This is a genomic window from Bradyrhizobium diazoefficiens, from assembly GCF_016616235.1.
Lineage (GTDB): Bacteria > Pseudomonadota > Alphaproteobacteria > Rhizobiales > Xanthobacteraceae > Bradyrhizobium > Bradyrhizobium diazoefficiens_H.
On the sequence record NZ_CP067100.1, the window covers coordinates 5,515,381 to 5,527,999 of the forward strand.

Genomic DNA, 12,619 nt, shown 5'->3' on the forward strand with positions numbered 1-12,619 from the left:
TTGCGCTTCGCGCGCAATGACGATTGCCCAGATGCCTCGGCAAGAAAATCAGGCCGACCAAAATCAGGCCGACCGCCGCACCGCGTTGTCCACCAGCGTCTTGCCGAGTGACCAGATCGCGCCGGGGACCTTGTGGCTGCCGGCGATGACGTCGTCGAAGGCGCGCTCGATCCAGCCGCAGTCTTCCTCGGTGATGGTGAGCGGCGGCAAGAGCTTGATCGTGTGACTGCCGTGACCGGCGACCTGGGTCAGGATCTTGTGATCCTTGAACAGCGGCACGGTGATGAGCTGGCAGAACAGGCCCTTGTTGGCGGCCTCCAGCACGTTCCAGGAGGCGCGAAGGCGCAGCGACTTCGGCGGGCCGAACTCCACGCCGATCATTAGGCCCTTGCCGCGGACTTCCTTCAGCAACTCGTAGCCGGGCACCATGCGCGTCAGCGCGAGGCGCAGCTCGGCGCCGCGCTTGGCAGCGGACTCGATCAGCTTCTCGGACTCCATGATGTCGAGCGTGGCGATGCCTGCCGCCATGGCGAGGTCGTTCTTGGAGAAGGTCGAACCGTGCACCACGGCGCGATCCATCTGATTAAAAATCTTGTCGAAGATGCCCTTGCGCGTCAGCACCGCGCCGACCGGCACATGGCCGCCCGACAGCGACTTCGACAGCAGCACCATATCAGGCTCGACGTTCCAGTGCTCGACCGCAAGGAAGCGGCCGGTGCGGCCCATGCCGGTCTGGATCTCGTCGGCGACAAACAGCGTGCCGTATTTCTTGCAGAGCGCGGCCGCGCCCGGCAGGAACTCGTCGGTGGGCATGTTGACGCCCTTGCCCTGGATCGGCTCGACGACGAAGGCGGCGACCTCGCGCGAGGCCAGCGCCTTTTCGAGCGCGGCCAGGTCGTTAAATGGGACCGGGGTGCAGCCCGGCAGCAGCGGCTCGAAGCCGGTGCGGAAATTCGAATCACCGGTCAGCGAGAGCGCGCCATAAGTGAGGCCGTGATAGCCGTGGGCGCAATAGACGATGCCGGGACGACCCGTGGCGCCGCGGGCGAATTTGATCGCGGCCTCGACGCATTCGGCGCCGGAATTGGCGAAGAACGCCTTGTCGAGATAGGGGACGTATTTCAGCAGCCGCTCGGCGAGCACGCCGGCGAGCGTCGACACGTCGAACTGGACGAGATTTGGCATATCGGCATCGAGCACGCTCTTGAGCGCCTCGCGCATGACCGGATGATTGCGCCCGATCGCGAACACGCCGAAGCCGGACAACAGGTCGAGATAGCGCGCGCCCTCGCGATCGTAGAGGTACTGCCCCTGCCCCTTCTGGAAGCCGACGTCGTAGCCGATGGTCTTGAGGACCCGAACGAACTGCTCGTTCAGATGCCGATTATGCAGGGCGCTGCGCTGGGCCTGACGGTCCGCGAACAGCTGAGACATGTCTGGATTTGGACTGTTCATCCGCTACATACTTCGGTTGAGGGCCGTCTCGTCAACTGAAAACGGATCCTTACTGAAAACGGTCTGTGCGGCCTTTTGCCCTTTTTCGGACCATCTTCGCAAGCACAGCTTTAGACCATGTTGCACTGCCAAGGAACTCTCATGCGTTTGCCCCTTTACACCGGACTAATACTGGCCGGCGGTTACGCCTGCCTGACCCCCGCGCTCGCCGCAGACCCCACCGGCGACTGGCGGGTCGCCGATGGCGTCGCCAACATCCGTGTCGCCCAATGCAATGGCAGCATGTGGGGGGCGGTTTCCTGGGAAAAAAAGCCCGGCGGCCGCGACGAGAACAATCCCGATGTATCAAAAAAGAACAGGCCGACGCTGGGCATGCCGACCCTGATCGACATGAAGAAGAAGCCCGGCGTCGATCAGTGGGAAGGACAGGTCTATAACGCCAAGGACGGTCAGCTCTACAGCGCGACCATCACGCCTGTCGGCGCCGATCAGCTCGAAATCAAGGGCTGCGTGATGGGCTTCCTCTGCGGTGGCGAGACCTGGACCCGGGTCGGCCCGCCAATTCCCTCGAGCCCTGCCAACGCCATGGCCAAGGGCGGGCCGAAGTCCACGGCGCCGAAAGCCCAGGGAGCGCCAAACACAACGGGCGCCGCGGCCCTACCTGCGCCCGCAGCCCCCAAGACCGCCGCCAAGCCCGGCCAAAAAGGCGCCGCCGACCCGGTCGGCGACATCTGCCTACTCCCTGACATTGCGGGGTTTGCCCATTAGCGCTGGCTGGAACAGCAGCACGGCGGCGAGCGTCGTCACCAGCGACAGCGCGAGCAGCTTGCCCATGCTGGACGTGCCGGGATGGCTCGACAGCCACAGGCTGCCGAATGCCGTCGCGGTCGTCAGCGCGCTGAAAAAGATCGCGCGCGTCAGGCTGGTCTGGAGCAGGTTCGTCCTGCCCGAGCGCCACGCCACGACATAATAGATCTTGAAGGCGACGCCGACGCCGAGCAGCAGCGGGAATGCGACGATGTTGGCGAAGTTGAGCGGCAGGCCGATCAAAACGCAAATCTCGAGCGTCACCGCGCCGGCCACCAAGAGCGGCACCAGCGTCATCAGCACGTCGACGAACCGGCGGAGCGTGATCCACAGCAAGAGGCCGATCACCAGCAGCGCGTAGACGCCGGCATGGATGAACGCCCTCACCACGGTGTCGCCGGACTTCAGGATCGAGACTGGTCCGCCGATCGCAGTCGGTTCGGCAGCGAGCACCGCCGCCGCGAACTTGCGCAGCGTCTCGTTGTCGTTGGGATCACCCTTGGGCAGCGCCTCGACGCGGATGATGCCGTCCTTGCTCTTCCAGGCGCTGACGAGATCGGGCGGCAGCGAGTTCAGTGTGACGGGACCTGCCTGCATCGCGTTCCTGAGCTGGTCGAACACGATCTTCATCGGCGTGACGAACACGTCCTGCGCCTTGTTGCGCGTGGCCTCGTCGCCATTGGCGAGCTTCTCGAGCGCGTCCGCCAGCCGCCGCGAGGCAACCGCGCCGGGGCCCTTCGCATCACCCGCGGTCCTGCGCAGATTGTCGACTGAGGATTTCAGCGCCTCGACGTTTTCCTGATCCGTCGGCGCGGCATCGATCTGATCAGGGTTGAGCGCGGGGTTCAGCACCTTGGCGCCCTGCGCGATCAGCTTCAGCTTCGGCTGCTGGTCTTGCGGCACGAAGCCGTCGAGCGACATCACCCGCAGCACCTCCGGAACCTTCTCCAGTCTCGCCTCGACCTGCCTCGCCTGCTCCTCGGACGTCGTCATCACGTTGATGGCGTTGGCGCCGGTGTTGGGATCCTTGCGCAGGTCGAGGAAGGTGGCGATCGATTCCGCCCTCGGATTGCGCAAGTTCATCGGGTTGAAGTCGAACTTCATGAAATACAGCAGCGGCAGGCCGCCGAGCGCGAGCAGCAGCGTGCCGCCCACGATCAGCACGCGGTGCTTCTCCAGGAAGTGATCGACCGGCGCCAGGAAGGCGTAGCCGACCGGCTCCTTCTCGCCGGGCGGATTGAGCAGCTTCAGCAGCGCCGGCAGGACGGTGATCGAGGACAGGAACGCCACCAGCATGCCGACGCCGGCGATCTGGCCGAGCTCCGCGATGCCCTTGTAGTCGGTCGGCATGAAGCAGAGGAAGCCGGCCGCGGTCGCCATTGCCGCCAGCGACAGCGGGATCGCCGAACGCTTGGCGGCGAGCACGAGCGCGGCGGGGAGATCGTCGTGCTTATAGCGCTCGGAGCGGTAGCGGACGCTGTACTGGATGCCGAAATCGACGCCGAGGCCGACGAACAGCACGGCGAACGCGATCGACAGCAGGTTGAATGAGCCAACCATCATCAGGCCGGCCGCAGTCGTGATCGCAAGCCCGACGAAGAGATTGATGAACACCGCGAAGATGATCTTCGCCGAATGCAGCGCCAGCCACAGGATCAGCAGCACGACCAGCACGGTGCCGATGCCGTTGACGACGGCGCCTTCCTGGACGGTGGCGTATTCCTCGTTGGCGATCGGCACCGGGCCGGTCAGGCGCACCCGCGCCTGGAATTTGGTCGGGAAATCGAGATCGGCTGCCGCCTTGCGGATCGCGTCGGTGGCGTCCTTGCCGGGCTCCAGCGCGTTGTAGTCAAGGATCGGCTTGAACTCGATGAAGGCCCGCTTGTCTGAATCCGACAGCGGCTGGTCGCTGACGAGTTCGCGCCAGGAGAAGGTCGCATGGCCGTTGTTGAGCACGGTCTCGACGGTCTGCGCGATCTGGTTGAAGGGCCGCTCGGTGCTATCGAGCTTCACCTGCCCCCGCTTGACGCCGGCAAGCCCGGTCTCCAGCGCTCCGGTCAGGCCGCGGATCGACGGATCGCCTGCCATGATCTCGATCAGGGGCGCTGCGGATTCGAACTGACCGGTGGTTTTGGCAACCTCTTCGGTCGGCAGGAACAACAGGCCGTTACGCTCGAAGAACTCGCCGGTGCCGAGCTGCTGCATCGACACGAAATTGGTCTTGTCGTCTTTCAGCTTGGCATAGAGCGCATCCGCCGCGGCAGTTGTCAGCTCGGGCGTCGCGGCCTCGACGACCGCGAGAATCGTCGCATCGCGGTCGAAGGCTTTGTCGAATTGCTGGTCGCGCTGGCGCCAGTCGAGATTCTGGGCAATCAGCGAATTGATGTCGGTGTTGATGGTGAAGTGCCGCGCGGCGTAATAGCCCGCGCCGACCGACAGCAGAAGCCCGAGAACGACGACAAGGGAGGCAAACCGGGTGCAGGCCCTGACGATGGCAACGACTACGCTTTGCAGCACATCTTTTCTTTCTGGTGAAACAGCTTGCCGAAAACGCCCGCTGTTTATCGGAGTTCCCGGGCGAAACCTATTGCTGTTTTGAGTGGTTCTCGCCGCACGAAGGTTCGAGGTAATCGGCGAAGTCCGTAGCGAAATCGTGCGGGGCGGTCGGTATAGCCGGGGAGTTGAGGCGGGAAAGTGACGATGCGGTGAGCACAAAGACCGCCGCTTGCTCAGGGGAAATCGCTTACTATAATACCATCGCCGGCGGGCGCAGGAACCCAGGCCGATTGACCTTTCCCTGCCGCCGATTTTTTGACACAAAGTATTGCGCCTCCATGCGCCGGAACCCGGAGGGCGGGGCTGGGTTACCGCGTGCGCGAAGCCGATGGTGCAGTTATTGCTGCTGTTGGTCAGTATCGAGGTGCCGCTGAGGACTTTGAAGCGGATTGGTGCAACTTGCGTGATGGACGTCCTATGGAAGTTTACCTGGCGCAACCGCGCGGCTTCTGCGCGGGCGTGGTGCGTGCGATCGAGATCGTGGAAAGGGCGCTGGAAAAGTACGGCCCGCCCGTCTACGTGCGCCATGAGATCGTTCACAACAAATACGTGGTCGAAAGCCTGAAGAACAAAGGCGCGATCTTCGTCGAGGAGCTGTCGGAAGTCCCGGCAAAGGCCGTGACCGTGTTCAGCGCCCATGGCGTCGCCCGCAGCGTCGAAGAAGAAGCGGCCGCCCGCGACCTTCCGGTGCTCGACGCGACCTGTCCACTGGTCACGAAAGTTCACAATCAGGGGAAGCGCTATATCGCCAAGGGCCGGACCCTGATCCTGATCGGCCATGCCGGCCACCCCGAGGTGGAGGGCACGATGGGCCAGATCCCAGGCCCTGTTATGCTGGTCCAGAGCGTTGAAGAGGCAAACTGCCTGACGCTGCCGGCGGATACGCCATTGGCCTACATCACCCAGACCACCCTGTCGGTCGACGACACCAAGGACATCATTTCGGCCCTTCAGGCCCGCTTTACAGATATTCAAGGTCCGGATATCCGGGATATCTGCTATGCGACACAGAACCGCCAATCTGCGGTAAGGGACTTGAGCAAGCTGGTCGACGTGATCTTGGTGGTGGGCGCTGCCAATAGCTCGAACTCGAACCGGCTTCGCGAAATCGGCACTGAAGCCGGCGTCGCGAGTTATTTGATTGCCGACGGCAGCGAGCTCGATCCGGCGTGGTTGAAGGATGCCAGGAGCGTCGGCGTCACGGCCGGCGCCTCGGCGCCTGAGGTACTCGTGGATGACGTGATCGAAGCGATGCGACGGATCGGACCTGTGAAAGTCCAGGTACTGCCGGGCCGCGAGGAAAATATCGAATTCCGGCTTCCGGCCCAACTGGCCGCGAGCTGACCCACCCGAATTGAAAAGCCCAGAAAGAAACTTTGCAATGGCTATCCCCTTCTTCAAGGAAATGCGTATCGGCGGCTATTTGCTCAAGCAGAAACTGCTTGGCCGCAAACGCTATCCGCTCGTGCTGATGCTGGAGCCGCTGTTTCGCTGCAACCTCGCCTGCGTCGGCTGCGGCAAGATCGATTATCCCGATGCGATCCTCAACCGCCGCATGACTGCGCAGGAGTGCTGGGATGCGGCTGACGAGTGCGGCGCGCCCATGGTCGCCATTCCCGGCGGCGAGCCGCTGATCCACAAGGAGATCGGCGAGATCGTGCGCGGCCTCGTCGCGCGCAAGAAGTTCGTCTCGCTCTGCACCAACGCGCTGCTGCTCGAGAAGAAGCTCGATCTGTTCGAGCCCTCGCCGTACCTGTTCTTCTCGGTGCATCTCGACGGCCTGCGCGAGCACCACGACAAGGCGGTATCGCAGAAGGGCGTGTTCGATCGTGCCGTGTCCGCGATCAAGGCGGCCAAGGCGCGCGGCTTCACCGTCAACGTCAACGCCACCATCTTCGACGGCCATCCGGCCGAGGAGATCGCAAAGTTCCTCGACCTCACCGTCGAGCTCGGTGTCGGCGTCTCGATGTCGCCCGGCTACGCCTATGAGCGCGCGCCGGACCAGGAGCACTTCCTCAACCGCACCAAGACCAAGAAGCTGTTCCGCGACGTCTTCGCGATGGGCAAGGGCAAGAAGTGGAACTTCATGCATTCCGGCCTGTTCCTCGACTTCCTCGCCGGCAACCAGGAATACGAGTGCACGCCCTGGGGCATGCCCGCGCGCAACATTTTTGGCTGGCAGAAGCCCTGCTACTTGCTCGGCGAAGGCTACGCCAAAACCTTCAAGGAGCTGATGGAGACCACCGACTGGGAGACCTACGGCACCGGCAAATACGAGAAGTGCGCCGACTGTATGGCCCATTGCGGCTACGAGCCGACGGCGGCCACCGCCGCGCTCAACAACCCGCTGAAGGCGATGTGGGTAGCCCTGCGTGGTGTCAGGACCACAGGCCCGATGGCGCCCGAGATCGACATGTCCAAGCAGCGCCCGGCGCAGTACATCTTCTCGGAGCAGGTCCAGAAGAAGCTCTCGGAGATCCGCCGGGATGAGGCCGCAGCAGCCGAGGCCAAGGCCGCACGGAAGGCTTCGACCGCGGCGTAAGCACGCGAACCACACCGAATGAAAAAGGCCCGATCGCTAATGGCGACCGGGCCTTTTTCTTTTGCTCAGCTCAAGGCCCGGGCAAGAGCAGAATCAACACAAGGACTGCACTCCTTCCCCTCATTGCTGGGCCGGACGGGACCGCGCTCCTGCAAAAAGGGAAAAACAACCCCATGCACAGTAGAAGCACGCCCGCCGAACGGCGCCATGTCCGTTCGATCAAGCCATTGCTGCGCCGAGCAAATCGGCAATGGTCGGGATTGCGCGGTGCTGCACCGCAATTTGAGGCGCGCTGTTGTAGTTCGAGCACAATCCAAACACCGGCCACATTTTCGTATTTTACGAATTGCGTTTGACGCGTCGGGCAAAACAGTGGCATTATGCCATCATGGCCTATTCGGAAGCAGTACCCAATCAGTCGCGATAGCCGACGCGCGAAATCTCCGCTTTTCCGAACTCCGAGCAGACCGTGATATGATTGCGTGCCTGTCACGCAACTCATGATCGCCACATGCTGCTAACCTGCTGACAGCGAATCAAAGCTCCCTCTTTCATCAGCTTAAGCGTGGCAACGCGATGCCTCAGAGAATAGATGTTTCCGTCACTCCACCAGCCATCCAGCGTTCTTTTCGGGACCTGTCGGATGTCGAGGTGGCCGATATCGAACGAGCCTCGATGCTCGCGCGCATCGGCTGGCGCGCCGGTTTCGGCTGGGATGAATTGTTGCTCTCACAACGTGTCATAATGGTTTCGGAGGCTGGGGCGGGAAAGACTTATGAGTGCCAGACACAACAGGCTAGACTCTGGAATGCTGGAGAGCCTGCGTTCTTTCTGGAACTTGCGACCCTGTCAGGAAGCTCGGTTCGCGACATGCTCAACCATGAGGAGGAGTTGCGCTTTGACGCGTGGCTACGATCTCAATCCGAAACAGCGACGTTCTTCCTGGATTCCTACGATGAGCTGAAGCTTACGCTTGGTAGCTTCGAGCAGGCACTCAAGCGGCTCAACAAGGCGCTCGCCGGCCAGTTGAGCCGTGCGCGCATCATCGTCACAACGCGGCCGGTGCCGATCGATCGCGAACTTTTCAAGGAACATCTGCCCATTCCGCTGTCGCGGGAGGCAACGCAGACGGCCGAGGCGTTCGCCGACATGATGATGGAGCGCAACCAGAACAAGCCCTCCGACGGGAACGAACCTAAACCGTGGCGCAATGTCAGCCTGATGCCTCTTTCGGTCAAGCAAATGCGGGAGTTCGCCGTTCTTCAGGGGTTGACTGATCCTGACGCGCTATTGGCGGATATCGGCGAACGCGAGGCGCAGGAGTTCGCGGAACGTCCTCAGGATCTGATCGAACTGTGCTCGGACTGGCGCGAGCACCATCGCATCCGGTCTCATCGCGAACAGGTCGAGTCAAATGTCGCCACTAAACTGAAGCCGAGGACTGCCCCCAAAGAGAGGGTCGCGCTTTCGCATGAGGTGGCAATCGAGGGCGCAAGCCGCCTTGCGCTCGCCGCGCTGCTGACTCGGAAGCTCACCTTGCGTCACTCTGCTGACGCGGACAACATCCACGCCAGCGAAGCAGCGTTGGACATATCCAAGGTCCTGCTGGACTGGGACGCAGAGGCCCAATCCGTTCTTCTCGAGCGCGCTCTGTTCGGCTTCGCAAGCTACGGCCGCGTTCGCTTTCACCACCGATCCGTGCTCGAATTTCTCGCCGCAAAGCGGCTCGATACGCTTCTGGCCCGCGGCGTGCCCATCAAATCCATTAAGAGGCTCCTGTTCGTGGAGACAGCGCAGGGGACACGAACAGTTCGACCGACAATGCGACCGGTAGCAGCGTGGCTTGCTCTTTGGCACAGCACCATTCTTGACGATGTGTTAGTGCTCGATCCCGCCGTCATTCTCAACCATGGGGATCCGCAGTCCTTTAGCCCGGTACAGCGGATCAGGGCGCTCGAAGCCTATGTGGGCCGTTACGGCCGCGGCGGCTGGCGGGGCCTCAGTATCCCTGAGATTCAAGCGCACCGCTTCACCTGTCCGGAACTTGCCGCCAGCGTGAAGGGCTTGTGGGAAGGTGAGATCGAGAATCCTGAAGTACGGACCTTTCTGCTTCGGATCATTGCCATCAGCAAGCTGAAGGAGTGTGCGGACGTTGTCCACACTGTCGCAATGGACGCGGCCGGAGACATCCGCGAACGCACCCTCGCCATCGAGGCCATGGTACAGCTTAGCGACGATCGACTTGAGCGGCTGGTGACTTCACTGGAGATGGAGCCAGACCGATGGCCCGGTGTCATGGCGCGCCGGGCTCTCATAGAACTATTCCCAGGGCATGTATCAGTTGACCAGTTGTCGAAGATACTCAGACGGGTAAAAGAGCATCCCCGCAGCATTGGCGAGCTTACTCATCGTCTGCCGCACGAAATTGAGACGGCCGATCTGAGCCCGGAGTACCTCGACGCACTGCGGCAATCATTCACCGCTTTGATCCTTGATGGGATCACATGGGACCAGAACAAGTTCCCACACCTCCGAACGAAACGATACGATCTGATACCCGCGCTCCGTGCAGCTTGCCGGCTGCAGGAGGTCGAAGGCGTGAGAAGTGATGCGTGGATCGCGTCCAGCCTGCTTGCGATCCGGCTTTGGAAAGAGGAGTACAGTACGGAGAGAGATGCTTTTGTCTCATTGCGCCTTGCGCTCGATGGGCTTCCACTTGATGCGCGCGAACGGGCGTTCTGGGCCGAAAGTGGTTTTGTCGCGAGTCTTCACAAGATTGAGAGTGCATGGGGGCGCATTTTTGATCTCTCCTACCATGGCGGCATCCAGTTAAACGACAAAGACGATGCCTGGATTCGCCAATGTCTCGTCGATCAGCAAGCTCCGATCGACCACCGCGAGATGATGCTCTACGCCGAATTAAACTTGCTTAATCGCGGAGCAACGAATTACTACGAACTCCTTGAGGGGCTTAAGCCCCTCGTTGCTGACTCTCCGGACCTCACGGCGATCATCGATAATCGCATGAAACCGCAGGAGATCTCGGCCGAGATCCGTTGCATGGAAGTGGAAAATGCAAAGCGGATGAAACAGGCCAAGCGACGCGCGGCTAAGGACCACGCAAGCTGGGTGATATTTTGGCGCGAAGTCGCGCATAATCCGGACGCCGTATTTTCAGGCGACCGCGCGGAAGGCACCGCCTTGGACCTATGGCGCGCGATCGGACGTTCCGGCGAGAAAAGCCGGGCATCCGGATGGAACCGCCGTTTCATCGAGGCGCAGTTTGGCAAGAGTGTGGCCGACCGGCTTCGCGAGACGATGATGGCGGCGTGGCGAAAGGAGAGGCCGACGCTCCGCAGCGAACGCGCCGAAAACAAGAAGGACACGTTTCTGGTTCGATGGCAATTCGGCCTCGCCAGCGTTGCGGCAGAAGCCGAAGACCCGAACTGGGCCCAAAAACTGACGGAACAGGAAGCTGAACTTGCATGTCGTTTCGCGCCGATTGAGATGAACGCCCTTCCGTCGTGGCTGGAAAGCTTGACGGTTGAATATCCCCAAGCTGTTGATCATGTCCTAGGCCAGGAATTGAGCTTGGCTTTGCAAGAGATAACGAACGCTGGCGCCTACTCGATATTCCTTCAGCACGTCGCTCACGCTCCTGCCATCGTCGCGGCCCTCTTCGTTCCCCGCATTCGAGCCTGGGTGACCGAGATTGTAGCGAACAGCGGTTCAACCGATTTTCGTTATGAACAAAATCTGCGGCAAGCCATCGAACTCTTAGTGAAGACCGGGAATGATGATGATCGCAGGTTCATCCGCGAAACAGCAAAGCAACATCTTGGCGACGATATTACGACCCCCATCGCAAAGGTATGGCTTCCGGCACTTCTGAATCGCGATCCTGAGGCTGGCGTTGACACGCTCGAGAAGGGGATGGCCGGCATGACGATCGGCAAATTCAGCCCGGCCGTGCAAATTTTCGCAGATCTCTTCAACCACGACCACGGAGGCCTGGGTTTCGATCTTGGCAGCTTCCGATTTGGTCCGGTGCTCCTTCTGCGCCTTCTCCGTCTCGCTTACCGCCAAATTCGGCCCGATGACGACAACCATCATGAGGGCTCATATACGCCAGACACGCGGGACCATGCCGAACGCGGACGGAATGCGATTTTGAGTGCCCTGTTCGCGGCACACGGCCCCGAAGCCTGGACCGTCAAAATCGAAATGGCCAACGACCCGCTGTTTGCTCATTTCAAGGATCGAGCTATTGCCGTGGCCGACGAGAAGGCTGCCGAAGAAGCGGACGACGTCGCACTCACCGAGGCCGAGTTCGCTGTTCTCGAGCGGCACGGTGAGTCTCCGCCCAAGACAAGGGACGCGATGTTCGCGCTGATGCGGGATCGACTCGATGACATCGACGATCTCTTACTTCAGGACGTTTCACCGCGAGAACTATGGGCCAGCATCAACGACGAACATGTGATGCGGCGGGCACTCGCACTCGCGCTGCGAGATGCCTCCCGACAGAGCTACATCATCGATCAGGAAAGCGTAACCGCCGACGAGAAGGAAACCGATATCCGGTTTCGGTCAACTGCTTCGGGCCAGCAGGGAGTAATTGAACTCAAGCTCGGTGATGAACGCACCGGGACGGACCTATTCAACACCATCCATGATCAGCTCCTGTCCAAATACATGGCGGCAGATGAGTGTCGTGCGGGCTGCCTACTTGTGACCATCGCAAGACATCGTCAGTGGGAACATCCAAAGACAGGAGAGCGTCTAAGCTTCGAGCAGTTGATCGCCGTTCTTAACGACGAGGCTGAGCGGCTGGCAAACGGCCTCGGCGGCACCGTCAGGCTGATGGGGAGAGGGTTAGATCTCAGACCGAGACTTTCGAAGGAGAAGGCTACTCGATCGGGGGGATCGGTAAGGCATACCGGACGATGCTGACTTCTATCAGAGGCGGCGAAACACCATGTGTCAACGTTCGAAGCCCCTGGAGTTTGTGCCTATGAGTACCCGTCAAAAAGTTACTTCCACCGAATTGAAGCAGATCATCCAGCAGCGACTAGGTTCTGCTGTTTTCGTCACGATCCATCGGAATGCGCAGCTTGGTTTCACAGCCACAGTAGTCGCGCCGATAAAGGCGGTCGGCGCGCAGCAAGCGGTCGATGCGATCGTGCAAGATCCGCGGCTGGCCTATGAACTCGTTGATCTGAAGGCTCATTCTTCAGTTTCCGATCGCTGACAAGCCGT

At 61.0% G+C, this 12,619-nt stretch carries 7 protein-coding genes; 5 read left to right on the plus strand and 2 right to left on the minus strand.

Going from position 1 to position 12,619, the window contains the following annotated elements:
* Nucleotides 1-63 precede the first annotated feature (63 nt).
* A complete protein-coding gene (hpnO, locus tag JJB99_RS26340; RefSeq protein ID WP_200495165.1) occupies nucleotides 64-1,455 on the minus strand; it encodes an aminobacteriohopanetriol synthase HpnO in 1,392 nt (463 codons plus the stop codon).
* Nucleotides 1,456-1,596: 141 nt separating this feature from the next.
* Between hpnO and JJB99_RS26345 the strand changes: the two genes are divergently transcribed.
* Nucleotides 1,597-2,223: a DUF2147 domain-containing protein gene (locus tag JJB99_RS26345; RefSeq protein ID WP_200495166.1), complete on the plus strand. Its 627-nt coding sequence runs from the start codon at nucleotides 1,597-1,599 to the stop codon at nucleotides 2,221-2,223.
* Here JJB99_RS26345 and JJB99_RS26350 read toward each other — a convergent pair.
* Nucleotides 2,191-4,779 (minus strand): MMPL family transporter, encoded by a 2,589-nt coding sequence (locus JJB99_RS26350; protein WP_200495167.1) that lies wholly within the window; start codon nucleotides 4,777-4,779, stop codon nucleotides 2,191-2,193. The genes JJB99_RS26345 and JJB99_RS26350 overlap by 33 nt on opposite strands.
* 456 nt (nucleotides 4,780-5,235) lie before the next feature.
* Here JJB99_RS26350 and ispH point away from each other — a divergent pair, with 456 nt between their 5' ends.
* From ispH to JJB99_RS26370, 4 genes are all read left to right on the plus strand, one after another.
* The gene (gene ispH / locus JJB99_RS26355; protein ID WP_200500309.1) at nucleotides 5,236-6,162 is read left to right on the plus strand and encodes a 4-hydroxy-3-methylbut-2-enyl diphosphate reductase; all 927 of its coding nucleotides are present in this window, start codon (nucleotides 5,236-5,238) and stop codon (nucleotides 6,160-6,162) included.
* Nucleotides 6,163-6,199: 37 nt separating this feature from the next.
* On the plus strand, nucleotides 6,200-7,360 hold the full coding sequence (gene hpnH / locus JJB99_RS26360; protein ID WP_200495168.1) for an adenosyl-hopene transferase HpnH: 1,161 nt from the start codon (nucleotides 6,200-6,202) through the stop codon (nucleotides 7,358-7,360).
* A 651-nt stretch (nucleotides 7,361-8,011) separates the two neighbouring features.
* Nucleotides 8,012-12,313: a hypothetical protein gene (locus JJB99_RS26365; protein WP_200495169.1), complete on the plus strand. Its 4,302-nt coding sequence runs from the start codon at nucleotides 8,012-8,014 to the stop codon at nucleotides 12,311-12,313.
* Nucleotides 12,314-12,374: 61 nt separating this feature from the next.
* Nucleotides 12,375-12,611: a hypothetical protein gene (locus tag JJB99_RS26370; RefSeq protein ID WP_200495170.1), complete on the plus strand. Its 237-nt coding sequence runs from the start codon at nucleotides 12,375-12,377 to the stop codon at nucleotides 12,609-12,611.
* The last annotated feature ends 8 nt before the right edge of the window (nucleotides 12,612-12,619 follow it).